This is a genomic window from Pseudomonas sp. C9-3, from assembly GCF_032392015.1.
Lineage (GTDB): Bacteria > Pseudomonadota > Gammaproteobacteria > Pseudomonadales > Pseudomonadaceae > Pseudomonas > Pseudomonas nitroreducens.
Window position 1 is genome coordinate 2,476,229 of record NZ_CP135919.1, and the last position, 25,515, is coordinate 2,501,743.

The following is a 25,515-nucleotide window of genomic DNA, read 5'->3' on the forward strand; positions in this document are numbered from 1 at the left end:
CCTGCAAAAAAAGACCCGCCAATCGGCGGGTCAGAGGGGGAAGCCTGGAGGCTATCAACCTTGGAGAGTGCAGGCTTCAGACGTGCAAGGCATGCCCCAGCGCGCGCAGCGCAGCTTCCTGCACGGCTTCGCCAAGAGTTGGATGGGCGTGGATGGTGCCGGCGATGTCTTCCAGGCAGGCGCCCATTTCCAGGGACTGCACGAAGGCCGTGGACAGCTCCGAGACCGCCTTGCCCACCGCTTGCCAGCCGAGGATCAGGTGGTTGTCCTTGCGCGCCACCACGCGGACGAAACCGTCGCCGGATTCCAGGGTCATGGCGCGGCCATTGGCAGCGAACGGGAAGTTCGCCGTCAGCACCTCGTAGCCAGCGGCCTGTGCCTGCTCGGGCGATAGGCCGACCACCACCACTTCCGGATCGGTGAAGCACACCGCCGGGATTGCCGTGGGGGTGAAGGCGCGGCGCTTGCCGGCAATGATCTCGGCGACCATCTCGCCCTGGGCCATGGCGCGGTGGGCCAGCATGGGCTCGCCGGCGATGTCGCCGATGGCCCAGACGTCGCGCATGGAGGTGCGGCATTGTTCGTCGATGCGCACGGCGCGGCCGTTCATGTCCAGGCGCAGGGTGTCGAGGTTCCAGCCGGCAGTATTGGGGTGGCGGCCGACGGCGACCAGCACCAGGTCAGTCTCGATCACCCGTTGCGAGCCGGCGCCATCCTGCACGCGCAGGCCTTTGCCGTCCGGCTCCAGGCCCATCACGCTGTGGCCCAGGTACAGCTCGATGCCGAGCTTGCGCAGGGCGTTGGCCACCGGCTTGGTCAGCTCCTCGTCGTAGGTCGGCAGGATGCGCGGCTGCGCTTCCACCACCGTGACCTCAACGCCGAGCTTGCGGTAGGCGGTGCCCAATTCCAGGCCGATATAGCCGCCGCCCACCACCGCCAGGCGTTTGGGCAGGGCCTTGGGCGCCAGGGCTTCGGTGGAGGAAATCACGTTGCCGCCCACCGGCAGGAAGGGCAGCTCGACGGATTTCGAACCGGCCGCCAGCAGCAGGTGCTCGGTGTGGATGTGCTGGGTGCCGCCTTCGCTGAGATCGACTTCGACGGTCTTGCCGTCGACGATCCTGGCCCAGCCGTTGATCACGGTGACGCCGTGCTTCTTCAGCAGTGCGGCAACCCCGGTGGTCAGGCGATCGACGATGCCGTCCTTCCATTCCACGGTGCGCTGGATGTCGATGCTCGGCGCCTGCACGCTGATGCCCAGCGGTGACTTGCCGGCGAATTCGCGGGCCTTGAGGTATTCCTCGGCGGCGTGGATCAGCGCCTTGGACGGGATGCAGCCGATGTTCAGGCAGGTGCCGCCGAGCGAGGCGCCTTCCACCAGCACGGTGCGGATGCCCAGCTGGCCGGCGCGGATCGCCGCGACATAGCCGCCGGGGCCGCCACCGATCACCAGCAGGGTGGTTTCGAGAGTCTGGTTCTGTTTCACGTCTCTGGCTCCACTCATCAGTCGATGAACAGGGTGGCGGGATGTTCGAGCAGGGCGCGCACGGCCTGGATGAAGGCCGCTGCGTCCATGCCGTCGACCACCCGGTGATCGAAGGAGGAAGACAGGTTCATCATCTTGCGCACGATGATCTGCCCATTGATCACCATCGGCCGCTCGACCATGCGGTTGACGCCGACGATGGCCACTTCCGGGTAGTTGATCACCGGTGTGCTGACGATCCCGCCGAGCGCACCGAGGCTGCTCAGGGTGATGGTCGAGCCGGACAGTTCCTCGCGGCTGGCCTTGCCGTGCCGTGCCGCTTCGGCGAGGCGCGCGACTTCTGCGGAGTTGCCCCACAGGTCGCGGGATTCGGCGTTGCGCAGCACCGGCACCATCAGGCCGTTGTCGCTCTGGGTGGCGACGCCCAGGTGCACCGCGCCGTAGCGGGTGATCACGTCGGCATCGTCGTCATAGCGCGCATTGAGCTGCGGGAAGTCGCGCAGGGCGACGACCATGGCGCGGGCGATGAAGGGCAGCAGGGTGAGCTTGCCGCGCGCCGCGCTGTGCTTGGTGTTGAGATGGACGCGCAGGGCTTCCAGGTCGGTGACGTCGATTTCCTCGACGTAGCTGAAGTGCGGGATGCGCCGCTTGGCCTCGGCCATCTTCTGCGCGATCTTGCGGCGCAGGCCGATTACCGGGATCTGGTGCTCGTCATGGCGCGCGGCGTAGCCGGAGGCAATGGTCGCGCCGCCGTGTTCGAGGAAGTGCTCCAGGTCTTCCCGGAGGATGCGCCCGGCCGGGCCGCTGCCCTGGACGAACTGCAATTCCACGCCCAGGTCGCGGGCACGCTGGCGCACGGCCGGCGAAGCCAGCGGCTTCTCACCTGGCGCGCGGCGCGGAGCCGGCGACGGAGCAGGGCGCGCGGCCGGGGCGACGGGTTTGTTCTCGACGCGGGGCTCAATCTTGGCCGCCTCGGCGACCGGCTCAGGCTTGGCCGCCGGCTGGGTTGGTGCTTCTTCCTGTGGCTTCGGCTGCGCGGCCTCCTTGTGGTTGCCGTGGCCTTCCACTTCCAGGCGGATCAGCTCGCCGCCCACGGCCATCACCTGGCCCGGTACGCCGCCCAGGGCGAGGATCTTCCCGGCCACCGGCGAGGGGATTTCCACGGTGGCCTTGTCGGTCATGACTTCCGCCAGCAACTGGTCCTCGTGGACCTCGTCGCCGACCTGGACATGCCACTCCACCAACTCGACCTCGGCGATGCCTTCGCCGATGTCCGGCATCTTGATGACGTGAGTGCCCATTCAGACCTCCATGGCGCGCTTGAAGGCCGCGCCGACGCGGGCGGGGCCGGGGAAGTAGTCCCATTCCTGGGCGTGCGGGTAGGGCGTGTCCCAACCGGTGACGCGGGCAATCGGGGCTTCGAGGTGGTGGAAGCAGTTCTCCTGCACCAGTGACATCAGCTCGGCGCCATAACCACAGGTGCGCGTGGCTTCGTGGACGATGACGCAGCGGCCGGTCTTCTTCACCGACTCGACGATGGTGTCCAGGTCCAGCGGCCAGAGGCTGCGCAGGTCAATGATCTCGGCGTCGATGCCGGTTTCATCGGCGGCGGTCTGGGCCACGTAGACGGTGGTGCCGTAGGTCAGCACGGTCAGCTCGGAGCCGGGGCGGGCGATGGCGGCCTTGTCCAGCGGGACGCTGTAGTAGCCCTCGGGCACCTGGCTGGCCGGGTGCTTGGACCAGGGCGTCACCGGGCGGTCGTGGTGGCCGTCGAACGGGCCGTTATACAGGCGCTTGGGTTCGAGGAAGATCACCGGGTCGTCGTTCTCGATACAGGCGATCAGCAGGCCCTTGGCGTCGTACGGGTTGGACGGCATGACGGTGCGCAGGCCGCACACCTGGGTGAACATCGCCTCCGGGCTCTGACTGTGCGTCTGCCCGCCGTAGATGCCGCCGCCGCAGGGCATGCGCACCACCATGGGCACGCTGAAGTCGTTCACCGAGCGGTAGCGGATGCGCGCGGCTTCCGATACCAACTGGTCGGTGGCCGGGTAGACGTAGTCGGCGAACTGGATTTCCACCACCGGGCGCAGGCCGTAGGCGCCCATGCCCACGGCGGCGCCGATGATGCCGCTCTCGGAGATCGGTGCGTCGAATACGCGGGAGGTGCCGTACTTCTTCTGCAGGCCCTCGGTGCAGCGGAACACGCCGCCGAAGTAGCCGACGTCCTGGCCGAACACCACGACGTTGTCGTCGCGCTCCAGCATCACGTCCATCGCCGAGCGCAGCGCCTGGATCATGGTCATGCTGGTGACGGCCTGGGCGTTCTCGTGTTGCGGGTTCATGGCATTCATACCCCAAGCTCCTGGCGCTGCCGGCGCAGGTGTTCCGGCAGGTCCTTGTAGACGTCGTCGAACAGGTTGGCGGCGCTGAACACGTGGCCGTCGACCAGCGAGCCGTGGCGCTCGGCCTCTTTCTGCGCGGCGATCACTTCGGCTTCCAGTTCCTTCTTCAGCGCTTCGTGCTGGTCGTCGGACCAGATGCCGAGGCCGATCAGGTGTTGCTTCAGGCGGGCGATGGGGTCGCCCAGGGGGAAGTTGGTCCAGTCGTCCGCGGGGCGGTACTTGGATGGATCGTCCGAGGTGGAGTGCGGGCCGGCGCGATACGTGACCCACTCGATCAGGCTCGGGCCATGGCCACGGCGGGCGCGCTCGGCGGCCCATTGCGAGGCGGCGTAGACCGCGAGGAAGTCGTTGCCGTCCACCCGCAGCGAAGCGATGCCGCAACCCACGCCACGGTTGGCGAAGGTGGTGCCTTCGCCGCCGGCGATGGCCTGGAAGGTGGAGATCGCCCACTGGTTGTTGACCACATTGAGGATCACCGGCGCGCGGTAGACGTGGGCGAAGGTGAGGGCGGTATGGAAGTCGGATTCGGCGGTGGCGCCGTCGCCGATCCAGGCGGACGAGATCTTGGTGTCGCCCTTGATCGCCGAGGCCATGCCCCAGCCGACGGCCTGGATGAACTGGGTGGCGAGGTTGCCGGAGATGGAGAAGAAGCCCTTCTCGCGGCTGGAGTACATGATCGGCAACTGGCGGCCCTTGAGCGGGTCCTGCTCGTTGGAGAGCAGCTGGCAGATCATGTCCTTGAGCGGGTAGTCGCGGGTGATCAGGATGCCTTGCTGACGGTACGTCGGGAAGGTCATGTCGCCGTCGCGCAACGCCATGGTGTGGGCGGTGGCGATGGCCTCTTCGCCCAGGCACTGCATGTAGAAGGACATCTTCTTCTGGCGCTGGGCGGTGAGCATGCGCGCGTCGAAGATGCGCGTCTTGAGCATCAGGCGCATGCCGCGCAGCAATTGCTCGTGGCTCAGCTCCGGGGCCCAGGGGCCAACGGCGTTGCCGTCCTCGTCGAGCACGCGCACCAGGCTGAAGGCCAGGTCAGTGGTCTGCGCCGGTTCGACGTCGATGGCGGGCTTGCGTACCTCGCCGGCGGGCGAAAGATGCAGGTAGGAGAAGTCGGTCTTGCAGCCCGGGCGTCCGGTGGGTTCGGGGACGTGCAGGCGGAGTGGGGCATAGTCGGTCATGGCGGTCTCCAGTTGTGATCGTTGGGTGTGGATCAGCAGACGGAAGAAGCCAGGCCTGGCGGGCGCACCCGGCCGGGTCGGGCTACGGTGCAGGTGCCGCGCAGGGTTGCGCAGCGGGTGGTGACATCACTCATGGTGAGGTCCTCGGTTGTTGTAGTTGTGGTTTCAGTATAGGTGTGACCGATTGGTTTTTTGCTCCAAATTGACTAGCTCAGAGCTTAAGGATTAGTGTGTTTGCACTATAAAAACAGCACTGAGTAGTACGAGCAAAAATGGCTGATCTCGACCGCACCGACCTGAAGATCCTCCGCGCCCTGGCCGACGATGGCCGCCTGTCCTGGCGCGATCTGGCGCAGAACATCGGCCTGTCGCTGACCCCGACGCTGCGCCGGGTCCGCCGTCTGGAGGAGGAGCACTACATCCAGGGCTATTTCGCCCGGCTCGACGAGGAGCGCCTGTCCGGCGGCATGAGTGTGTTCGTCTCGGTGTCCCTGGAAAAACAGACCGGCGACTACCTCGCCCGGTTCGAAGAACGCATCGTCCAGGCGCCGCAGGTGATGAGCTGCTTCCAGATGACCGGCGACGCCGACTACATGCTGCGGGTGGTGGTGAAGGACCTGTCGGCCTACCAACTGTTCCTGACCAATACGCTGACGCAGATTCCCGGCGTGGCCGGGATCAAATCGGCCTTCGCCTTGAAGTCGGTGATGCTGCGCTCGGCGCCGCCGATCTAGCTGGGTAGTTCCCTGTAGGAGCGGATTTATCCGCGATCAGGCGGGCGCCGCGCCAGCCAGAGGTTCGCGAGTTTTGTAGGATGGGGTGGAGCGCAGCGATACCCATGCTGCGGCGCGCCGAATTGATGGGTATCGCTGCGCTCCACCCATCCTACGTCGAGGCAAATCAGCCGTTGCGGCGGAACTGCTCGCGATACTGCGTCGGCGTCACGCCCAGGCGCTGTACGAACACCAGGCGCATCCGCGCCGGGCTGCCGAAGCCGCAGCGCCAGGCGATGACCTTCAACGCCAGATCACTGCCTTCTAGCAATCCACGGGCCGCATCGATGCGGGCGCGCTGGACGAACTCGGCGGGCGTAATTCCGGCCTCACGGACAAAGGTTCGGGCGAAGCTGCGTGGGCTCATCACCACTTCGGCGGCCAGTTGTGGCACGCCCAGCGGCTGGTCCAGATGCTCCTGCACATAGCGCTGGATGCGTGCCACTGGCGAAGCCTCGTCCGCCGGCGCCTGCAGGAAGGGGCTGAACTGCGATTGCCCGCCCTGGCGCTGGGCGACCACCAGCAGGCGCTTCGCAACGGACAGCGCCACCGCCGCGCCGTGATCCTCCGCCACCAGCGCCAACGCGAGATCGATGCCCGCGGTGACGCCCGCCGAGGTCACCAGCGCGCCATCGCGGACATGGATGCGATCCGGCTCGACCTGCGCCAGAGGGAACAATTCAGCCAGTCGCCGGGCATCGCTCCAGTGCGTCGTCACGCGCTTGCCGTCCAGCAGTCCGGCGTGGCCAAGCAGGAAGGCGCCTGTGCAGATCGAGCCGTAGCGCGGCGCCTGGGCGCAGGCTGTGCGGAGCCAGTCGAGCAACTCCACTGAGGGTGATTCCTCAGGCAGTGTCGGGCCGCCCGGCACCAACAGGATATCGGCCGCGCCGTCACCCTGGTCGATGGCGGCATCCGCTCCCAGCAGCTGGCCGTTGGAGGCGCGCAAGGGAACGGGCTGTGCGGCGAGAGTCACCACCTGATAACCCTGGCCGGCAGGCACGAAGGCATTGGCTTCGGCGAACACATCCAGCGGCCCGGAAACGTCCAGCGCCTGCACGCCGGGGAACAGCAGCATGGCCACGCGTTTCATGGTGCCTCCCGATCTGATCGATGGCGTTCATTCTTGCGGTGGAACGGCCTGGCTGCAATCGGCCGATGGGAACGAATGCTGCCATTCTGGCAACGGAGGGCGTCACAATCACAGCCAGAGGTACGCCTGCAAGGCAATATTGTTGCGTGAATCGTAGAAATCCGTTGTCGAAGTCGATCTGTGTAGGAAAGGTCGCATCAGCTAGATTTATGGCAGTGGGCCACGATCGACGCGACCCGCGTGATCACTGAGGTGCCTGCCATGAAATCCACTCTCTGCGCGCTGTTCGCCATCCCCGCCGTGCTGCTGTCCTTCACTGCCTTTGCCGATGAGGCGGCCGTCTACCACTACGGCATGCCGCTGGACGTCGCCAAGGTGCTGAGCATCAGCCAACCCAACGAGCGCTGCGAAGTCAGCCAGGCCACCATGGTCTACCTGGACTCGCAAGGCCAGCAGCACACCCTCAAGTACCTGCGCCAGACCCCGCGCTGCAGCGACATCTGAGTCAGGCGCGGAACTGCTCCACCAATCCCTGCTGCCGGCTGGCCAGTTCGTTCAGTGAACGGCTGGCGCCGGCGGCCTGCTGTGCGTGGTCGGAAATGGTCTGGGTGACGTCGCGGATACCGGCGATGTTGCGGTTGATCTCCTCGGCGACGCTGCTCTGTTCTTCTGCTGCGCTGGCGATCTGCAGGTTCATCTCGCTGATCAGGTTCACTGCCTCGCCGATGCGCCGCAGCGCGTCGATGGCCTGGCGCGCCTGATCGACGTTGCCCTGGGCCTGGGCGAAACTGCCCTGCATCGCGCTGGTGACCGAGTGGCCGCGCGCCTGCAGGTTCTCGATCACCTCGCGGATTTCCTCCACCGATTCCTGGGTGCGCCGGGCCAGCCCACGCACTTCATCCGCGACCACCGCGAAGCCGCGCCCGGCATCGCCTGCGCGCGCCGCTTCGATGGCGGCGTTGAGGGCGAGGAGATTGGTCTGCGCGGCGATGCCGCAGATGACTTCCAGGATCGAACCGATCTGCTCGTTGCTGGCCGCCAATTGTTGCAGCTCAGCCATGGCCTGGTGCATGCCGCTGGCCAGCAGGTCGATGCCGCTGTTGGTCGCGTCGAGGGTGCGGAAGCCGTCATCGCAGGCTTGTTCCGCCGTGCGCGCGGCTTCGGCGGCGCGAGCGGCGCTGCGGGCGGAATCCTGCGCGGTGGCGGACATCTCGTGCAGCGCGGTGGCGACCTGGTCGATCTCGCGGAACTGCTGCTGCATGCCGTCGCTGGTCTGCCGGGCGATCTGCGCGGAGCGGTCGGCGCTGGCATGGGCTTCGCGGGTGGCTGACTGCACGGCGGCGATGCTCGGTTGCAGCTTGTCGAGGAAGCGGTTGAAGGCGGTGGCGAGGCGGCCCAGTTCGTCACGGCGCGGGTAGTCGAGGCGGCGGGTGAGGTCGCCTTCGCCATCGGCGATGTCTTCGAGCATGCGCGCCAGGCGCAGGATCGGCCGGCTGATGCCCAGCGCGGTGAGCGCCACCAGCAGCATGCCGAGCAGGCCGGCGGTGACACCGATGCCGAACTCCAGTGCAGTACTGCGCCAGCGCAGGTCGTCCAGCGTGCCCTTGAGACGTTCCGCCGGGGCGAGCATCACCGCGCGCGGCACGCTGAGCAGGATTCCCCACGGGGCAGCATCCGGCACCGGGGCGAGGCTGTGCAGCACGTTGATGGAGTCGCCGTCGTCGCTGGACTGCGAGCGCCCGGCGGCAATCTCGGCGAGCACGGCCTTGTCGTCGAACTTCTGCCCCAGCTTCGACGCATCGCCGCTGTCGCTGGCGACCAGCCCGTTGGGACTGAGAATGCGGATGCGACCCTGGCCGTCGAACAGGCTGCGGCTGCCCTCCACGCTGCTTTGCTGAAGAGTGGCGAGGTCGATGTCGAAGCCGATGGCGGCAATCGCCTTGCCGTTTTCCAGCAAGGGCAGGGTGACGCTGGTGACCAGCCGGCGCTGGCCGGAGGCTTCGTCGAAATACGGGTCGAGCACACAGGGGCGGGCGTGCCCGGTGGAGCAGGTGAAGAAGGCGTTATAGGGCTGGCCGCTGGGGCCGGGCGTGGTGTCGCCGAGGACTTGCTCGGTGCCGATCACTCGCTGGGTTTCCTTGCCGTTCTGCAGCAGGTAGAGGGCGAAGCGGCCGGTTTCGTTGCTGCCCAGGTCTTCACGGGCGGTGAACTGGTGGTCGGCGGCGTCCAGCGCATCGGGCTGGAACACCAGGAACAGGCCGAGTAGCTCCGGGTGCGCGCCGAGGGTTTCGGCCATCGACTGGTTGAGTGCGGTACGCAGTGCGGCAGGGTCGAGGACGCCCTGGCGCTGCTGTGCACGCAGGGTCTGCACGGTGCGCAGCAGACCCTCGCCCAGCAACAGGTTGTTCTGCAGGCGCTCGCGGATCAGCAGCGCCTGCACCTGGCCCTGGGTTTCCAGGTTGTGCTGCGCGGCGGCGGCGAAGAGTTCGCCGCTGTCGCGCTCGATGGTGCGGCTGTCCTGCCGCGCCTGGTACAGCGAGAGGCCGATCAGAACGCTGGAGACCAGCAGCAGGCAGAGGCCCGCCAGCCAGGTGATGCGACCCTGGATAGAAGTCAGGAGGCTGGGCATGGCGGGCTCGCTTTCGGGTCAGAAGGTGGTGGAGAACATCAGCTGGCTGTACAGGTTGCTGTTGTCATTGCCGATCTGGGTGCCGCCTTCGTCGGCGCTTTTCTTCGGCTGGTACAGCCCCACCAGCGGGATGATCATCAGGTGGTCGTTGACGGCCCATTCCGCATACAGGTCCAGCTCGCGGGCATCGGTATTGCCCAGGTCGGTGTCGAGGGTGTGGAAGTCGAACCATTGCAGGCCGATATTCACGTTCTCCAGCGGGCTGACCTTGGCGCCGATGTTGTTGACGCGGGTGTTGCTGTTGAACGGGCCGGAATAGTTGCCCGCCACCTCGCCCTGGAACCAGGTGCCGAAACCACGGCTGAAGCCGTAGAACAGCGGGTCGTAGCCTTCCGAGAAGCGGCTGAAGCGGTAGCTGACGTAGGGCTTCCAGGCGACGTCGGAGAAGGTCCAGCCGGCTTCGAGGTACCAGGCGTTCTCGCGGTCGTCGCTGTACTGGGCCTTGTCCTTGTCCTGCCAGGCGTATTCGCCGGAGAGGAACAGGTTTTCCACGCCGGCATTGCCGGTGGCGCGCAGGCTGTAGGTCTTCATGTCCTTGCGGTCGAGCTGGATCGGCGAGGCGTAGCGTTCGTCGACGTCGGTGACGTCGATGTAGGTCAGGCCGAAGGTGGCTTCCGGGGCGACGTGCTCCAGGGTGGCGACGTACAGCTCGGAATTGGCCTGCGCGCGGTTGTCGGATTTCAGGCGCATCAGGTCGCCGCGCCAGCCTTCCTTGCCGCCGATGCGCAGCACGGCGGTTTCGTCGAAGTCACGGCGGCCGGCGAGGTAATAGGCGCCGCCACGGTTGTATTCGCCATCGGCCAGGCCCTTGCCCATGTTCAGGGCGTCGCCGTCGATCAGGAAGCCGTCACCGACCACGATGTTCTGGCGGCCGAAGGACAGGTCGATGCCATCCTCGCCCAGCACCTCGAAGAGCTTGCCCGAACGCCAGCCGGCGTAGGCATCTTCGATCTTGGTGGTGCGCTCGGAACCGTCGCTGAAGCCAGCGGCATCGCCGTCGCCCCAGGTGGCGGAGCTGAGCAGGTTGAACGCGCCGTAGGCGGTGCCTGCGTCGCCGAGTTTCTGGTCGCCGCTCAGGCCGTACTTGATGAAGCCTTCCTGCCAGGAGGACGAGCCCTCATCCAGCGTGTCGGTCATGTTGTAGCGCTCCTGGCTGTGGAACAGCCCGAAGGTCGCTGAAAGATCGGCGTTCAGGTGCGTGTCGTCGGTGGCGTACAGCTGGTAGGCGCTGGCGGAGCTGCTGGCGCCGGCGATGAGCAGGGCGAGCAGGGTGGGGCGCAGCACGGCGGCGTGGGTCATGGCGAAGGCATCCGTTTCGTTATTGTCGATTGGGGGGATGAGACTTCTACCGATGCTAAGTAAGGGCTGGCGTTGTGCCGTTGCGTGTGTCTGCCAAGTGATTGGGTGTGGTTGCCAGATCGGACGCCACGCTTTTCAGTAGGACCGAGGGGGACGCCCAGTCCTTGCTCGCGAACGAGCCATCCGACGGCGCCAGCGTCAGGCGGGTTCGCGAGCAAGCTCGCTCCTACAGGGGCAGGATTTAGCGCGAGCGCGAGATCAGTGACGGCTGCTCCGCATACAACCGCTTGTACAAGGTCGAAAAATGACTGGAACTGGCAAAGCCCAGGTCCAGCGCCAGGTGGGTGATGCTCTGCTGCGGTTCCTGCTTGAGCCTGCGGCGCGCCTCGGCCAGGCGCAGGCTGAGGAAGAACTGCTGCGGCGTGCTCTGGCAGATCTGCCGGAAGCAGTACTGCAGGGTGCGTTGGCTGGTGTTCAGGCTCTGGCTCAGTTCCAGCAGCGACAGTGGTTGGGCGAGGTCCGCCTGCATGCGGTCGATGGCCGCGAGTACCAGCCGGCGATGCTGCTGCAGCGAGCGCGGCGCGCCATCGCGGGTGCTGCCGGGGAGGATTTCCTCCAGCGCCTGCAGGACATGGCTCAGCACGCGGGCAACGGCGTGGCCGGCCTGCTGGGGGTCGGCGGTACGCCAGGGCTCCTCTTCGAAGGAGGCGATGGCGCCGCACAGGCTGCGCCGCAGGTTGCCGGCGCCACTGGGTGAGAGGTGCAGGCGGCGTTGCTCCAGCGCGCGCTCGAACAGTTCGCGCTCCTCGGCGCCGAGCAGGCGTTCCAGTTGCGGCTGGCTGAAGGTCAGGCCGAGCATGTGGATTTCCCCGGCGGCGCAGATTTCCAGCTCGCGGCCGCCTTCGAGCACCAGCAGGGTGTCGTCGTGCAGCGCCTGGCCGTTGAAGCGCGAGTCGTCGCTGGCGCGCAGTGGAATGCCGATCACCAGGTGGCCGGCCGGCGGCGCCATGTTTTCGTGCAGGTGCAGGTTGGAGTGTTCGTAGATCAGCGAGGCGTCCGGCAACTGCACATGCAGCAGCTCCGCCTGCAGGCGGCCGTGGCCGAGCTGGGTGTAGTCCTGGCTCCAGCCCGCGAGGGCGCAGGCCAGTTCATCGGAGTCGGTTGCCTGGTGGCGGGCTATGCCGGTCATGACGGTTCACCTCGGTTGTGCGCCGAGTATCGGTCAGCGCTGGCGTGCAGGATTGTGCCTGCACGCCAGGGGCTTGTGGCGCTCTGCCAGATTCAGCGGCTCGCCAGGTAGGCGCGGGCCAGGGCGCAGGCGCGCTCGATCAGCATCGGCGCCAGCTCCTTCGCGGTCTGGCTGTTGCGTCGGGTGTGCACCCAGCCCAGGTACGTCGTGCCACGCAGAGCGAGGAACAGCGGCAGGGCGGCGCGGTCCGCGGCGGAGAGCGGCTTGACCGAGTGATAGCCGGCGAGCAGCGCGGCTTCGATCTGCGCCAGGCGCGGGTCGTCCTGGCAGAAGTACAGCGCCGTGGCCAGTTCGAACATGTGCCAGCCGAAGCCGGCGTCGTCGAAGTCGATCAGTTGCAACTCGCCCGCCTCCAGCAGCAGGTTCTCCGGCACCAGGTCAGCGTGGATCATGCCGAAATTGCCCAGGCTGCGGCCGTAGCGGCGCAAATCCATGCGCGCCTCCTGGCGGGCGCGCTGGAGCAGTTCGCGCTCATCGTCGGCGAGCAGGTCCAGTTCCCAGAAGCGGCCCCAGAACGGATTGGCGCCGACCAATCCCTCTTCGTCCCAGGCGTGCCGGGTGAACTCGTTGGGCTGGCGCCACTGGGCCGAATTCAGGTGGATGCGCGCCGCCACGGCGCCGGCCTTGTGGAACAGCGCCTCGATGTCACCGTCGGCGCTCAGGCCCTGTTCCGCCGAACCCAATGTGCTGCCGGACAGCCAGCCAAGCATGTCGACGTAGCGCGGCTCGTCGAGCGCGGCGCTGCGCACTTCGGCCAGGTGCTCGCCGTCGCGGGTGCGGATGATGGTCGGCACGCCAATGCCGCCGGCGGCCAGTTGCTCCATCCAGGTCAGCTCGGAGCGCAGCGCCGCTTCGCTGTGGTAGCCGCCGCGGTGCACGCGCAGGGCGCTGCGCGTGCCGTCGCTGCGGGTGGCGCAGAACACGGCGTTCTCGCGGTACTTGAGCAGTTCCAGGCCGACGAAGTCGCCGTCCCAGTGGCGCAGGGCATCCAGCGCCAGGTCGCGCAGGCAGGCGACTTGCTGGTCGTGGTCGAGCGCTGCGAAATCGGCCTTCGGGAAGTCGTTCATGCAGTTTTCCTCAGAGTTCGCTCAGGACCTGGTCCAGGGTGTCGATGAACAGCTCGCCGTGTTCGGCCTGGAAGGGCAGAGGCGGGCGGATCTTGAGGATGTTGTCGGCGCCACCGATCTTGCTGATCAGCACGCCGCGCTGGCGCATGGCGTTGACGATACGTCGCGCTTCGAGCCCGGCCGGCTCGCGGCTGGTGCGGTCGCGCACCAGTTCCACGGCGAAGAACAGGCCCTTGCCGCGCACGTCGCCGATGATCGAACGGCGCTCGGCCAGGCGATGCAGTTCGGCGCTGAGCTTCGCGCCCTGACGCAGGGCGTTGCCTTGCAGGTCTTCCTCGGCGATCACGTCGAGTACGGCCTGGCCGACGGCGGCGGCCACTGGCGAGCCGCCGAAGGTGTTGAAGTACAGGTTGGCGCGGCCGAAGGTCTCGACGCGCTCGCGCGAGGTCACCAGCCCGGCCAGGGGGAAACCGTTGCCCATGGGTTTGCCGAGGGTGACGATGTCCGGCACGAACGGGTGCGCCTGATGGCCCCACAGGTGCTCGCCGGTACGGGCGAAGCCCGATTGCACCTCGTCGGCGATCAGCAGGCCGCCTGCATCGCGCACCAGCTTGGCCACACGCTCCAGGTAGCCGGCCGGCAGGCGCGGGATGCCTTCGTTGGCGAACAGCGTGTCGATCAGCATGGCGGCCAGGCCGACGCCGGCGGCCTGTAGCTCGGCGATGGCTTCGGCGACCTTGGCCACGTAACGATCGGCGACTTGCTCGGGCGTACCGTCTGCCTGATACAGGCAGGGAATCGGCACCGCCCGCGCATGGGCCGAGAACGGCTCGGAGCTGGGCAGTGCCGTGGTCACTGCCGCCAGCGAGGTGGTGTTGCCGTGGTAGTTGTAGTCGCTGACGATCACGCCCTTGTTGCCGGTGACGAAGCGCGCCATGCGCAGGGCCAGCTCGTTGGCCTCGCTGCCGGTGCAGGTGAACATCAGGCTGTCCAGTGGCTCGGCGAAGGTCGCGGTGAGGTTCTCGGCGTAGCGCACCACACGCTCGTTGAGGTAGCGGGTATGAATGTTCAGCGTCGCCGCCTGTTCCGCCATGGCCGCGACCACTTTCGGGTGGCAATGGCCGACGCAGGGTACGTTGTTGTAGCAGTCCAGGTAGCGCTTGCCGTTGGCGTCGATGAGCCAGACGCCTTCGCCTTTCACCAGCTCCAGCGGCTCGTCGTAGAACAGCGGCGAGGCATCGCCCATGACCTGGTGGCGGCGTTGCAGCAGGGTAGGTTCAGACATTCTCGACATTCTCCAGGGGCTTGCCGGCGCGGGTGGCAGCGCGCAGCAGGTAGTTGAGGATCAGTGCGGCGACCACCAGCGCCAGGGCGCTGAGCATGGCCACTTCCAGCTGGAAGCAGGCAGCGATGACCACGAGGGTCAGCAGCATGCCGACGCTGGCGATCACAGGGCCGCCACGCAGGCGGAACGGGCGCGCCAGGCCGGGCTGGCTGCGGTGCAGGCGCAGGTACGCGGCGAACAGCACCAGGTGGCAACTGCCCAGCAGCAGGACGATGCACAGCAGGAGTTTTTCCGGCGGCACCAGAGTCAGCGGCAGGCCGATCACGGTCAGCACCAGCAGGGCGACGTAGGGCGCGCCTCGGCGGTTGGTGCGGGCCAGCGCGGCAGGGAAGAAGCCGTCGCGGGACAGAGCGAACAACTGACGGGAAGCCGAGAACACCACCGAGAAGAAGGTCGCCAGCAGGCCGCACACGGCGCCGGAACCGACCAGCAGCGGCAGCCAGTCGCGCTCGCCGTACAGCCCGCCGTGGGTCATGGCGGCGTACAGCGGATCGCCGGCGTTGCCGACTACTTCCACGCCGGCTGCGCCCGGCGCGCTGATCACCACGGTCAGGGCCGTCAGCAGGAGGGTACCGACAGCGGCGATGATCCCGCGCGGCATGCTGCGGCCGGGGTCTGCAGCTTCCTCGGCAGCGGAGGCGACCTGCTCCAGGCAGATGAACATCCAGATGGCGAACGGCACGCAGGCGAACACGCCGGCGATGCTTACGCCCGGCAGTGCGCTGCCAGCCGTGGGCAACAGGTTTTCCCAGTGCACGTGGGGCAGCATGGCGCCGCCGAAGGCCAGCAGGGCGATGGCGGCCACGGCGCCGGCCAGCAGGGTCAGGCCCAGGGCCTCGCCGACGCCGATGATGTGGATACCGATGATCACTGCGAACAGGCCGATGCGCACCGGCCAGCCGCCGAAGCCGAATACCGACTCCATGTAGGCGGCGAGGAAGTTGGCAGCCGCGCCCGTGCCGATGGTCAGCGCCAGCGCGCACGCCGCGCCGACCAGGTAGCCGACGAAGGGGCCGAAGGCCAGCTGCGCGTAGGCGAACACGCCGCCGGCATGGGGCCGAGCAGTGGAGAGTTCGCACACGCACAGCGCCAGGCCGCCGCAGAGTACGGCCATCAGCAGGGTGGCGACGAGCATGTTGGCCCAGCCGCTGCTGGCCAGGCCGTAGTTCCAGCCGGAGAACTGCCCGGCAATGACCAGTGAAATGCCGAGCCCGGCGATCTGGGGCCAGCGGAGTACGCCTTGTTTGAGCATGGTGGTTGTCCCTTGCCTGTAATTGATCGAGAGGGTGAACGGCAGTCAGCCGCGAGCGCCGGGGCGCAGCGGGCAAGGGAGGGCATCGGCGTGCGCCGACGGATGAATGCGTGGAGTCATGGGGCGGGCCCTTCTTGTTGTTTTGTGGGTTGCACGCTCCCGGCGTCGGATGCGCCGGGCAGGCAGAAGGTACGAAGGGGGCGGGGTGGGGCGATATCAGAATTCCGCAAAGACGCGGGCGCTGGCGTTGCCGGCCGATTCGGCGCAGCGGGGGATGACTATGCGCAAAACCGATCACCCACAAAAAAGCCCCGCATTGCGCGGGGCTCTTTCATTCACTCGTCACTCAGGCGTGTGCACGCAGCTCCGAGCTGAGGCCGGCCTGGGCGATCGTTGCGATCGCCTGGTCACGTGCGGCCTCGGAGTCGTACAGCTTGCTGGTCAGCAGTTCTGCACCGGTGTTATCGCGGATCACGAAGAAATTCTTGCCGCCGGGGGACATCTGGCGCTTGTAGCGCTCGACGGCCGCACAGGAGCTGCGGAGGCTGTTGATGGCCTGCTCGGCTGCCTCCTGTGTCGGGTAGGCCAGAGTTTCCAGCAGAGTACCGTGGGCAGTGTTCTTGAGCAGAACGCGACGGTTGCCGCTGCTGAGTTCCTTGATTTCATACCAACCGGGCATGTGTAGCTCCATATAACCGGTGTCAACGTCCTGCGGGTGTTCCCGCAGGGTGACAGGCCAGTTTAGGAGTAGAGGCGTGCTATTTGTATAAGAAAAGTCCTATGAATCATAGGGTTACTGTATCAATTTGTCTCAGGATCGCTTTTCTCAGAAGCTGGCTTTCACCTGCAGGCCGAGCAGCAGGGCGTTGTCGATGTCCTGGCCGGAGAAGGCCCCCGGTTCGATGACGTACTGCAGGTCCGGGCGCAGGGTCAGCCAGGGCGTGGCCTGGTAGCCGTAGCTCAGCTCGATGAGCTGTTCGCCGCTGTCCAGGTTCGGGTAGTCCTGGCCGTTGGCGAGGGCGTTGTTCTCCTGCACTTCGCGGCTGCGCGGGTTGGGTACGGCGCGGCCGTAACCCAGCGCGAGACTGTCTTTCGGGCGGCCTTCGAAGGGCTTGTAGAGCACTACACCTGCGCCGTACCACTTGGTGAAGGGCGAGGCGGCGCTGCTGGCGGCCGAGGCCTGGCCGAACAGATGCAGGCTGCGGCCCTCGGAGGCCGGATCGTTCCACACCGCCTGGTCGACCAGCAGGTAGTGGCCGCTGCGCCCGGACTCTTCCTTGTTGCTACCGATGCGCTGCACGTCGGAGCTGTCGTAGTACCAGCCCAGTTTGTACTCACCGGGCAATTCGCCCTGAGGCTTGTAGACCAGTTCGATGGGCACCACGGTGCCGGTGGTGTGCTTGGGCGTGAGGTGCCAGGCGCGGCTGGAGTTGCCGTTGCTTTCCGGGTCGACGTTGAACGCGGCGATGCGCAGTTGCCAGTCGGGCGCGAAGCTGTACTTCACCCGTGCGCCCAGGTGCGCGTTGGGGTAGTTGGTCCAGCCGCTGCCGCCGGACATGTTCAGCGGGTGGCCGCAGAAGCCGGCGTTCATGAAGTTGCAGAGGATGCCGCTGTCCAGCCCGCCGACGTCATTGCCCATGGCCATGTAGCCGAGCTTGAGGTTCACCGCCTGGCCCAGGTCGCGCTCGTAGCTCAGCTCAGTCAGGCGGGTGTAGAGGCCGCCGTAGTTTTCCTGGATCGGCAGGCGGTTGCCCACCAGGTCCTCCGAGGCGCTGTTGCCGCGGCGGTCGTTGATGGTCAGCTGGACCTTGCCGCCATTCTCCAGGCCGTAGAGTTTCGACAGGTCGAACTGCACGCCCAGCTTGATGTTCTGCGAATAGCGCGCGGAACGGTGCAGGCCGCCGTGGGCGTTGTAGGCGGTCTCGCCGCTGTAGTCGCCGGTGAACTTGACGCCATCTTCTTCCAACTGGTGGCGCAGGCCGCCCCAGTCGCCGGTCATCGTGGATCGTTCGAGCAGGCCTTCTGCGGCCAGCGTAGGCAGCGAGGCGACGCACAGCAGCAGGCCGGGCGTGAGGCGAAGGGAAGTGCGCATGGAATTTCCTGAGCTTGAAGCGAATAAAAAAGGCGCGGTGGGAGTGCCGCGCCGGAAGGAGGCGCCCGCACGAGGCGGGCGCGATGGGAGGGTTACTGGCTGGCTGTCGGGGTGTCGGGCAGCGCGTAGGCCATCACGTAGTCGCCACGGTCGGTGGACTGGCGCGCACCGCCGGCGGTGATGACGACGAACTGCTTGCCGGTCTTCGGCGACACGTAGGTCATCGGGCCGCCCTGGCTGCCGACAGGCAGGCGGGATTTCCAGATTTCCTTGCCGTTGCTGCTGTCGTAGGCGCGCAGGTAGAAGTCCTGGGTGCCGGCGATGAATACCAGGCCGCCCTGGGTGGAGAGCGTGCCGCCAAGGGTCGGCAGGCCGATGGGGATCGGCAGGTGCATGCGGATACCCAGCGGGCCGGTGTCTTCCACGGTGCCCACCGGTACCTGCCAGGCCACCTGGCGGGTCTTCAGGTCGATGGCGGTGAGGGTGCCGAACGGCGGCGCCTGGCACGGGATGCCGGCCACCGAGAGGAAGCGGTTCTTGTTCACCGCGTAGGGTGTTCCCTTGAGCGGCACGGCGCCCATGCCGGTGTTCAGTGCCTCGCCACCGCCGGCGGCCGCGCCCTTGTTGGCCGAAGGGATCATCTGGATCCACAGGCCCAGGCGCATATCGTTGACGAAGATGAAGCCGTGCACCGGGTCGGTGGACAGGCTGCCCCAGTTCATGCCGCCCAGGGAGCCGGGGAAGCTCAGCGACAGGTCGGTGCCCGGCGCGGTGTAGAGGCCGTCGTAGCGCATCTTCTTGAAGTCGATGCGGCACAGCAACTGGTCATAGGGCGTGGCGCCCCACATGTCCGACTCGCTGAGGGTCTGTGCGCCGATCTGCGGCATGCCAACGGACTTCGGCTGGGTCGGCGAGTAGGGCTCGTCGGGGATGTTGCCCGGCTTGACCGGCACATCCTTGACCTCGGTCAGCGGCTTGCCGGTGGCGCGGTCGAGTACGTAGATCTGCCCGGCCTTGGTGCCGATGACGACTGCCGGAACGGTCTTGCCGTCAGCCACGGGGAAATCGACGAGGCTCGGCTGCATCGGCAGATCGAAGTCCCAGAGGTCGTTGTGCACGGTCTGGTAGACCCACTTTTCGGCGCCGCTGGTGGCGTCCACGGCAAGGATCGAAGCGCCGTAGGTGTGGTCGAGTTTCGTCCGCTCCACGCCATAGATGTCAGTGGAGGAACTGCCCATGGGCAGGAAGACGGTGTTCATCGCCGGGTCGTAGGACATCGGCGCCCAGCTGTTGGGCGTGCTGCGTACGTAGCTCTTGCCGTCCGCCGGGGCCTGCTTGTCTCGCGGGTTGCCCGGGTCGAAGGCCCAGCGCATGGCGCCGGTGATGACGTCGAAACCACGGATCACGCCGCCGGGCATGTCGGTCTGGACGTTGTCCGCGACACGGCCGCCGACTACCACCGTGGTGCCGGCCATCAGCGGAGCGGAGGAGAGCTGGTAGTAGGAGTCGGGTACGTCGCCCAACCCTGCCTTCAGATCGACCTGGCCGTTAGTGCCGAAGCCCTGGCAGAACTCGCCGGTGTCGGCGTCGACAGCGATCAGGCGCGCATCGATGGTGTTGGTCAGCAGGCGACGCTGGCAGTTGGCGCCGGCCGGAACGCTGGCAGCGATGACCGGCGTGCTGTTCGGCTGGGTCGGCTGTGCGATTTCCTTGGTGGCATCGAAATAGGCCATGCCACGGCAGCGTTGCCAGACCTTGGACTGGGCGTTGATCTCGTTCTTCCACAGCTCCTTGCCGGTGTCCGCGTCCAGCGCGATCAGGTTGTTGTGCGGGGTGCAGATGAACACCTTGTCGCCGACCTGCAGCGGGGTGAGCTGGTCTTCCGCGCCGTTGCCGTCGCTGATCGCCACGTCACCGGTGTGGTAGGTCCAGGCCACCTGCAGCTTGTCGACGTTGCCGCGATTGATCTGGTCCAGCGCGGCGAAGCGGCTGCCACCCTCGGTGTTGCCGTAGTGCGCCCAATCCTTCTGCGCATGGGCCGGGTCCACCGGCGTCAGGCCAGGGCCCTTGCCGGTGGGCGCGACGCTGGGATGGGCGACGAACATGTTACCGGCGGCGATGGCCACCAGTACCGCCAGCACAGCAGCGATGCCATAGGCACCACGACCAGCGTTGCGGCCTGCCGAGCGGGCCAGCAACGGATAGACCAGCGCGACCACCACGCCGATGGCGCTGAACATGAACAGCCGCGAGAACAGCGGCCAGAACACCAGGCCGGTGTCGGACACGGCCCATAGCGCGGTGCCAATCAGGAAGGCGGCAAACAGCCAGGCGCCGACCGGCTTGCGCAACGCGATCAGCAGGCCCGAGAGCGCCATGGCCAGGCCACCGACGAGGAAGTACCAGGAGCCGCCAAGGCTGACCAGACGGACGCCACCGGCGGCCAGGGCGAGGCCGAGGAGGGCGATGATCAGGCCCAGGCCGAGGAGGATGAATATGCTCGCGCGGGAGGTGCGCTGTACCGGTTTCATACAGAAGGTTCTCGCTGTTGGATTCGCCGATTATACGCTTAGCATGCTAATTAACTAGATAGTACAATCGTCGAAGAGGCAAAGGCGGACGAATGAAATAGCCTTTGCATACTCGATAACCCGCAATATCCCGACCCACGAAAGGCCTGTGCAGCGGCTGCCGAGACTGGCAGCATCGCCGTTCGGTCCTACAGAAGAATCCTAGTCGCCGTGCCTGCTAACCGCTCTGTCGTACCCGCCCGACTCAAACTGCTGCCGCTGTTGATCTGCGGTGTCGCCCACGGCCAACTGGCTCGCGCCGAACCGGCGGAAACGGACAACGAAACGCTGCTGGCCCCCATGGTGGTCACCGGCGCCTATGCCCCGGTGTCCAGCTTCGACCTGCCGTTCTCCATCGATACCGTGCAGCAGCCGCAACTCAGCGATGGCCAGCTCGGCGTCAATGCCTCCGAAGTGCTGCAGCGGGTCCCCGGCCTGGTGGTGCAGAACCGCCAGAACTACGCCCAGGACCTGCAGATTTCCTCCCGCGGCTATGGCGCGCGCTCGGCTTTCGGCATTCGCGGGCTGAAGCTGCTCAGCGATGGCATACCGGCCAGCACGCCGGACGGCCAGGGCCAGGCGGCGACGCTGAACCTGGATGTCGCCGACCGCATCGAAGTACTCCGTGGCCCGGCCTCGACGCTCTATGGCAGCAACAGCGGCGGGGTGATCCAGATGTTCTCCCGCGACGGCTACGGCCCGCCGAAAGTCGGTGCGGAAACCACCTTCGGCAGCGACGGTTTCAACAAGAACCACCTCTATGCCGAGGGCGGCACCGAGCAGGCCGGCTTCCTGCTGGACGCCTCGCGCATGGACACCGACGGCTACCGCGACCACAGCGCCGCGCGCCGCGACCAGACCTTCGCCAAGCTCAACTTCAAGCCCGACGAAGACAGCCGCCTGGCGCTGATCTACAGCAGCCTGGAGCAGAACGGCACGCAGGACCCGCTGGGCCAGACCTGGGACGCGTACCAGCACGACCCGCGCTCGGTGGCAGCGGCGGCCGAGACCTACAACACGCGCAAGAGCATCGACCACCAGCAACTGGGCATGAACTACGAGCGCTACTTCGGCGACGCGACCCTGCAGTTCAACCTCTACGCCGGCCAGCGCAGCGTGGTGCAGTACCTGTCGATCCCCAGGGGCGTGGCTTCCAATGCCCAGCGCGGTGGCGGGGTGGTGGACTTCGATCGCGAATTCCACGGCGGCACCCTGCGCTGGATCCAGCCGGTGCAAGGCGTGCCGGGTGAGCTGACCGTCACCACCGGGGTGGACTACGATCGCACCGAGGACGACCGCAAGGGCTTCCAGAATTTCAGCGGCGACCAGCTGGGTGTGAAGGGCGAGATGCGCCGCAACGAAAACGACATCGCCACCAGCCTCGACCCCTACGTGCAGGCGCGCTGGGAGCTGGGCAACTGGACTTTCGACGCCGGCCTGCGCCACAGCAGCATGAAGATGGAAGTGGACGACCATTACCTGAGCAACGGCGATTCCAGCGGATCGAAGACGTACCAGCAGAACAACCCGTCGCTCTCGGTGATGTATGCCTTTACCCCGAACCTGCATGGCTATGTCAGTGCCGGCAAGGGCTTCGAGACGCCGACCCAGGCAGAGATGGCCTACGCGCCAGGGCTGGCGGAAAGCTTCAACTTCGGCCTCGACCCGGCCACCAGCACCCAGTACGAAGTCGGCCTCAAGGCGAAGGTCGCCGGCAATACGCGGGTCAACGCGGCGATCTTCGAAATCCGTACCGACGACGAGATCGTCGTCGCCAGCTCCACCGACGGCCGAACCAGCTACCAGAACGCCGGCAAGACCCTGCGGCGGGGCTTCGAGCTGGGCGTGCAGAGCGACCTCTCCGAGCACTGGCAGGCCAATCTCGCCTACACGCGCCTGGATGCCACCTACGACGAGGACTTCGTCGAGAGCGGCAGCGTGATCGAAAAGGGCAACCACCTGCCCGGCGTGCCCGGCAGCAGCCTGTTCGGCGAGCTGGTGTGGAAGCCCCGGGACGGCATCAGCATGGGCTTCGAGGGCCAGTACCGCAGCAAGGTCTACGTCGAGGACAGCAACGAGGACAAGCCGGCGCCCAGCTACGCGGTGTTCAACTGGCGCACCCGCTTCGAGCAGCATGTCGGACCCTGGACCTTCCACCAACTGGTGCGGCTGGACAACCTGCTGGATCGCCAGTACGTCGGTTCGGTGATCGTCGGCGATAGCAACGGTCGTTACTACGAGGCCGCGCCGGGGCGGTCGTGGTACGCGGGGGCGGGGCTGGAGTATCGCTTCGACTGAGCGTCCTGACCGAGGTTTTGCGTAGGGCGCATTAAGGCGGCAGCGTTATTCGCCGCAAGCCGGTCGGCGGATAACCTGTTCCAGGTTGTGCGCCCTACGGTCCCGATCGGTGCCGTGCGGGTTCGCGAGCAAGCTCGCTCCTACAGGTGGGCTTGTGGCTCTTCGTAGGACCGAGGGGACGCCTAGTCCTTGCTCGCGACCCCGCATCCCTCCACGTCCGATCATCGTCTGCATGCAGCCATGATTGCGCCAAATCCTCTATCCTCGCGTCTTTTGCATTTCGTGAGACGAGTTCGTAATGGGCAAATGGGCAATCGGGGCATTGTTGATGTGCGTGGCGGGCTGGGCGTCGGCGGCTGACCCGCTGTTCGGCAAGTACAACTACGGCGCGGCGCAGAAGGGTTTCGGCAAGCAGCAGGGCTTCGTCGAATGCCTGCAGCCCATGGGCGTCACCGCGCGCTGCAAGGACGGCGTCGACTATGCCGGCACGCGCTATCGCTTGGCGCTGACCTTCGACAAGCAGAAGCTGGTGGAGGCGGTGTTGTACACCGAATACAACGACGCCGCGTACCGGCGCGTGCTGCAGGAAGTGGCCAAGCGCTTCATGCTGGTGGCCATTGCCGACGACAAGAACGTGGTCGACGTTCTGGCGCATACCCTGAACCCGAACCGCACCGAGGCTGACGCCAAGGCTATCGGCGACTTCGAGACCCACGCGCTGCGCAGCGGCATGATCAGCTACCGCCTCTACGAACAGCTCGACAAGTACATCAAGCCGGGGCTGGACGCGCGCCAGGTATTGGCGACAGTGCCGGCGAGCATTCGCGTGGCCGAGGTCACGGTGAAGCATGGCAAGTCGGAGAACTGGCTGATCGTGAAGTTCGCCAAGCCGGGCCTTGCGCCGAAGAAGGCCAAGGGTTGAGCGCAGGGGCGGGCTTCACCTGCGATTGCTGCGCCCCTGACACCTTGGCGCGGCGTGAGGACATCGCGGACGGAGTCCGCTCCCGCAACTGAGTCCTGTGCTTTGGTCGGCCCTCACCCTAACCCTCTCCCAGAGGGAGAGGGGAGCGTTCGATGCAGGATGAAACCTCCGCGTCAGTTGGCACGGCCTGCCCCTTCTCCCTTCGGAGCGGGGCGCGCAGCCAGGGCTGGGGTGAGGGGCGTAAGCGCAGGCGAGGAGCCCGGCGAACGGTCTCGTCAGGCGGATGCGCACCCAATGGCTTCATATCTTCGTATGAGGCCTTCCCCCGGATTGCATGGAACGGACGATTGTTCGCCACTGGCCTGACACAGGACAGTGGCGCACTACCGTTCAATCTGGAATCCGCACATGAAACGTTCCCTGTGGCTGGAGGAAATCGCCTCCGAGCTGACTCCGCTGCCCGCGCTGGACGGCCCACTCGAGGTCGACGTAGCCATCGTCGGCGGCGGCTTTGTCGGCCTGTGGACCGCGCTGCGCCTGCTGGAGCTCAAGCCTGACTGCCGTATCGCCATCATCGAGCGCGACATCTGCGGTGGCGGCGCCTCCGGGCGAAACGGCGGCTTCGTCATGTCCTGGTGGCCGAAGATCAGCTCGCTGGCTGCGCAGTGCGGCAAGGATGAGGCGCTGCGCCTGGCTCGTGCCTCGGCGGCGGCCATCGGTGAGATCGAGGAATTCTGCAAGGCCCACGATATCGACGCGCACTTCCGCCGCGCCGGCTGGTTGTGGACCGCCACCACCGATGCGCAGCGCGGTGCCTGGAATGGCGTGCAGCAGACCTGCGAGCGCTTGGGCGAGCCGGTTTTCCAATCGCTTTCCAACAGTGAAGTGGCCCGCCGCGCCGGCTCGCCGAAGCACCTGGAAGGCGTACTGGAAGCCAGCAACGCCACCGTGCAGCCGGCACGTCTGGTGCGTGGCCTGCGCCGGGTGGCGCTGGAGAAGGGTGTGCGGATCTTCGAGAACACCCCGATGCTCAGCCTGGATCGCGGCCAGCCGGCCGTGATCCGCACGCCCGGCGGCGAATTGCGCGCCCCCAAGGTAGTGATGGCGACCAATGCCTGGGCGGCGGCGATTCCCGAACTGCGCCGCACCATCCTGCCGGTGACCAGCACGGTGGTCGCCACCGCGCCGATTCCCGAGCGCCTGGAGCAGATCGGCTGGACCGGCGGCGAAGCCGTCACCGATTCGCAGCTGATGGTCGACTACTACCGCACCACCCAGGACGGCCGTATCGCCTTCGGCAAGGGCACCGGGATGATCAGCTTCGCCAGCCGCATCGACGAGAGCTACGACCACAACCCGCAGCTCAATGACGACACCGAACAGGACCTGCGCCGCACCTACCCGCAGCTGGACGACGTGCCGGTGACCCACAGCTGGTCCGGGCCCATCGACCGTACCTACGACAGCCTGCCGGTGTTCGGCCACCTGAACGGCGCGCCGCACATCGTCTTCGGCATCGGCTGGAGCGGCAACGGCGTCGGCCCGAGCCGTCTCGGCGGGCGCATCCTCGCCAGTCTCGCGCTGGGCATCGATGACGAATGGAGCCGTTGCGGCCTGGTCGGCCGCCAGCCCAAGCGCTTCCCGCTCGAACCGGTGCGCTACATCGGCGGCCTGATGGTGCGCGGTGCGGTGCAACGCAAGGAACAGGCCGAGGCGCAGAACCGCAAGGGCGCCTGGCTCGACCGGACCCTGGCCGGCTTCGCTCCGGCGGGCCTCGAAGACAAGGACCTCTAGGAGAACAGC

19 protein-coding genes and 1 pseudogene are annotated in these 25,515 nt (G+C 66.5%); 5 read left to right on the plus strand and 15 right to left on the minus strand.

Features of this window, described 5'->3' with window-relative positions; genetic code table 11:
- Positions 1-76: 76 nt before the first annotated feature.
- The 4 genes from lpdA to RS899_RS11170 are packed head-to-tail and all read right to left on the minus strand — an operon-like array spanning position 77 to position 5,066.
- The gene (gene lpdA, locus RS899_RS11155; RefSeq protein WP_315809927.1) at positions 77-1,483 is read right to left on the minus strand and encodes a dihydrolipoyl dehydrogenase; all 1,407 of its coding nucleotides are present in this window, start codon (positions 1,481-1,483) and stop codon (positions 77-79) included.
- A gap of 17 nt (positions 1,484-1,500) precedes the next feature.
- A complete protein-coding gene (locus RS899_RS11160) occupies positions 1,501-2,784 on the minus strand; it encodes a dihydrolipoamide acetyltransferase family protein (RefSeq protein ID WP_315809928.1) in 1,284 nt (427 codons plus the stop codon).
- Positions 2,785-3,837 carry an alpha-ketoacid dehydrogenase subunit beta gene (locus RS899_RS11165; RefSeq protein ID WP_315809929.1) on the minus strand — a complete coding sequence of 351 codons (1,053 nt, stop codon included), beginning with the start codon at positions 3,835-3,837 and terminating at the stop codon, positions 2,785-2,787.
- Positions 3,834-5,066 carry a 3-methyl-2-oxobutanoate dehydrogenase (2-methylpropanoyl-transferring) subunit alpha gene (locus RS899_RS11170; protein WP_205335635.1) on the minus strand — a complete coding sequence of 411 codons (1,233 nt, stop codon included), beginning with the start codon at positions 5,064-5,066 and terminating at the stop codon, positions 3,834-3,836. The genes RS899_RS11165 and RS899_RS11170 overlap by 4 nt, the downstream gene beginning before the upstream one ends.
- 272 nt (positions 5,067-5,338) lie before the next feature.
- Here RS899_RS11170 and RS899_RS11175 point away from each other — a divergent pair, with 272 nt between their 5' ends.
- Positions 5,339-5,800 (plus strand): Lrp/AsnC family transcriptional regulator, encoded by a 462-nt coding sequence (locus RS899_RS11175; protein ID WP_024762520.1) that lies wholly within the window; start codon positions 5,339-5,341, stop codon positions 5,798-5,800.
- A gap of 166 nt (positions 5,801-5,966) precedes the next feature.
- Here RS899_RS11175 and RS899_RS11180 read toward each other — a convergent pair whose 3' ends face one another.
- Entirely contained in the window at positions 5,967-6,929 is a 963-nt protein-coding gene (locus RS899_RS11180) for a GlxA family transcriptional regulator (RefSeq protein ID WP_315809930.1), read from the minus strand.
- Positions 6,930-7,190: 261 nt separating this feature from the next.
- Between RS899_RS11180 and RS899_RS11185 the strand changes: the two genes are divergently transcribed.
- Positions 7,191-7,433, plus strand: a complete 243-nt coding sequence (locus RS899_RS11185; RefSeq protein ID WP_054910583.1) for a DUF2790 domain-containing protein — start codon at positions 7,191-7,193, stop codon at positions 7,431-7,433.
- 1 nt (position 7,434) lies between these two features.
- Here the strand turns inward: RS899_RS11185 and RS899_RS30815 are convergent, their stop codons facing one another.
- The 10 genes and pseudogenes from RS899_RS30815 to RS899_RS11230 all read right to left on the minus strand — a co-directional run bounded on the left by RS899_RS30815 (position 7,435) and on the right by RS899_RS11230 (position 20,453).
- The gene (locus tag RS899_RS30815; protein ID WP_371319001.1) at positions 7,435-8,190 is read right to left on the minus strand and encodes a methyl-accepting chemotaxis protein; all 756 of its coding nucleotides are present in this window, start codon (positions 8,188-8,190) and stop codon (positions 7,435-7,437) included.
- Between the two features lie 150 nt (positions 8,191-8,340).
- Positions 8,341-9,558 (minus strand): annotated as a pseudogene (locus RS899_RS30820) (chemotaxis protein); the annotation flags it as partial.
- 18 nt (positions 9,559-9,576) lie between these two features.
- Entirely contained in the window at positions 9,577-10,917 is a 1,341-nt protein-coding gene (locus tag RS899_RS11195; protein WP_315809932.1) for a hypothetical protein, read from the minus strand.
- A 241-nt stretch (positions 10,918-11,158) separates the two neighbouring features.
- Positions 11,159-12,106 (minus strand): helix-turn-helix domain-containing protein, encoded by a 948-nt coding sequence (locus tag RS899_RS11200; protein WP_315809933.1) that lies wholly within the window; start codon positions 12,104-12,106, stop codon positions 11,159-11,161.
- A 92-nt stretch (positions 12,107-12,198) separates the two neighbouring features.
- Positions 12,199-13,233 (minus strand): phosphotransferase enzyme family protein, encoded by a 1,035-nt coding sequence (locus tag RS899_RS11205; RefSeq protein WP_315809934.1) that lies wholly within the window; start codon positions 13,231-13,233, stop codon positions 12,199-12,201.
- Positions 13,234-13,243: 10 nt separating this feature from the next.
- Positions 13,244-14,518 carry an aspartate aminotransferase family protein gene (locus RS899_RS11210; protein ID WP_315809935.1) on the minus strand — a complete coding sequence of 425 codons (1,275 nt, stop codon included), beginning with the start codon at positions 14,516-14,518 and terminating at the stop codon, positions 13,244-13,246.
- A complete protein-coding gene (locus RS899_RS11215; RefSeq protein WP_315809936.1) occupies positions 14,511-15,830 on the minus strand; it encodes an amino acid permease in 1,320 nt (439 codons plus the stop codon). The genes RS899_RS11210 and RS899_RS11215 overlap by 8 nt, the downstream gene beginning before the upstream one ends.
- A gap of 346 nt (positions 15,831-16,176) precedes the next feature.
- Positions 16,177-16,509: a DUF1508 domain-containing protein gene (locus RS899_RS11220; RefSeq protein ID WP_054910576.1), complete on the minus strand. Its 333-nt coding sequence runs from the start codon at positions 16,507-16,509 to the stop codon at positions 16,177-16,179.
- Between the two features lie 147 nt (positions 16,510-16,656).
- Positions 16,657-17,922, minus strand: a complete 1,266-nt coding sequence (locus RS899_RS11225) for a carbohydrate porin (protein ID WP_315809937.1) — start codon at positions 17,920-17,922, stop codon at positions 16,657-16,659.
- 92 nt (positions 17,923-18,014) lie between these two features.
- Entirely contained in the window at positions 18,015-20,453 is a 2,439-nt protein-coding gene (locus RS899_RS11230) for a glucose/quinate/shikimate family membrane-bound PQQ-dependent dehydrogenase (RefSeq protein ID WP_315809938.1), read from the minus strand.
- A gap of 339 nt (positions 20,454-20,792) precedes the next feature.
- On the opposite strand from RS899_RS11230, the gene RS899_RS11235 reads away from it, so the two are divergent.
- The 3 genes from RS899_RS11235 to RS899_RS11245 all read left to right on the plus strand — a co-directional run bounded on the left by RS899_RS11235 (position 20,793) and on the right by RS899_RS11245 (position 25,506).
- A complete protein-coding gene (locus RS899_RS11235; RefSeq protein ID WP_315810426.1) occupies positions 20,793-22,790 on the plus strand; it encodes a TonB-dependent receptor in 1,998 nt (665 codons plus the stop codon).
- Positions 22,791-23,088: 298 nt separating this feature from the next.
- The gene (locus RS899_RS11240; protein WP_054910573.1) at positions 23,089-23,712 is read left to right on the plus strand and encodes a hypothetical protein; all 624 of its coding nucleotides are present in this window, start codon (positions 23,089-23,091) and stop codon (positions 23,710-23,712) included.
- Positions 23,713-24,120: 408 nt separating this feature from the next.
- Complete coding sequence (locus tag RS899_RS11245; protein WP_315809939.1) at positions 24,121-25,506, plus strand: FAD-binding oxidoreductase; 1,386 nt, start codon at positions 24,121-24,123, stop codon at positions 25,504-25,506.
- The last annotated feature ends 9 nt before the right edge of the window (positions 25,507-25,515 follow it).

Excerpts from the sequence above, each read along its gene's own strand:
- RS899_RS11160 (WP_315809928.1), bottom strand. The coding sequence starts at position 2,784 with ATGGGCACTCACGTCATCAAGATGCCGGACATCGGCGAAGGCATCGCC.
- RS899_RS11230 (WP_315809938.1), bottom strand. The coding sequence starts at position 20,453 with ATGAAACCGGTACAGCGCACCTCCCGCGCGAGCATATTCATCCTCCTC.
- RS899_RS11170 (WP_205335635.1), bottom strand. The coding sequence starts at position 5,066 with ATGACCGACTATGCCCCACTCCGCCTGCACGTCCCCGAACCCACCGGA.
- RS899_RS11240 (WP_054910573.1), top strand. The coding sequence starts at position 23,089 with ATGGGCAAATGGGCAATCGGGGCATTGTTGATGTGCGTGGCGGGCTGG.
- RS899_RS11245 (WP_315809939.1), top strand. The coding sequence starts at position 24,121 with ATGAAACGTTCCCTGTGGCTGGAGGAAATCGCCTCCGAGCTGACTCCG.
- RS899_RS30815 (WP_371319001.1), bottom strand. The coding sequence starts at position 8,190 with ATGCAGCAGCAGTTCCGCGAGATCGACCAGGTCGCCACCGCGCTGCAC.
- RS899_RS11225 (WP_315809937.1), bottom strand. The coding sequence starts at position 17,922 with ATGCGCACTTCCCTTCGCCTCACGCCCGGCCTGCTGCTGTGCGTCGCC.
- RS899_RS11200 (WP_315809933.1), bottom strand. The coding sequence starts at position 12,106 with ATGACCGGCATAGCCCGCCACCAGGCAACCGACTCCGATGAACTGGCC.
- RS899_RS11195 (WP_315809932.1), bottom strand. The coding sequence starts at position 10,917 with ATGACCCACGCCGCCGTGCTGCGCCCCACCCTGCTCGCCCTGCTCATC.
- RS899_RS11180 (WP_315809930.1), bottom strand. The coding sequence starts at position 6,929 with ATGAAACGCGTGGCCATGCTGCTGTTCCCCGGCGTGCAGGCGCTGGAC.
- RS899_RS11210 (WP_315809935.1), bottom strand. The coding sequence starts at position 14,518 with ATGTCTGAACCTACCCTGCTGCAACGCCGCCACCAGGTCATGGGCGAT.
- RS899_RS11175 (WP_024762520.1), top strand. The coding sequence starts at position 5,339 with ATGGCTGATCTCGACCGCACCGACCTGAAGATCCTCCGCGCCCTGGCC.
- RS899_RS11205 (WP_315809934.1), bottom strand. The coding sequence starts at position 13,233 with ATGAACGACTTCCCGAAGGCCGATTTCGCAGCGCTCGACCACGACCAG.
- RS899_RS11165 (WP_315809929.1), bottom strand. The coding sequence starts at position 3,837 with ATGAATGCCATGAACCCGCAACACGAGAACGCCCAGGCCGTCACCAGC.
- RS899_RS11185 (WP_054910583.1), top strand. The coding sequence starts at position 7,191 with ATGAAATCCACTCTCTGCGCGCTGTTCGCCATCCCCGCCGTGCTGCTG.
- RS899_RS11215 (WP_315809936.1), bottom strand. The coding sequence starts at position 15,830 with ATGCTCAAACAAGGCGTACTCCGCTGGCCCCAGATCGCCGGGCTCGGC.
- RS899_RS11220 (WP_054910576.1), bottom strand. The coding sequence starts at position 16,509 with ATGCCCGGTTGGTATGAAATCAAGGAACTCAGCAGCGGCAACCGTCGC.
- RS899_RS11235 (WP_315810426.1), top strand. The coding sequence starts at position 20,793 with ATGGTGGTCACCGGCGCCTATGCCCCGGTGTCCAGCTTCGACCTGCCG.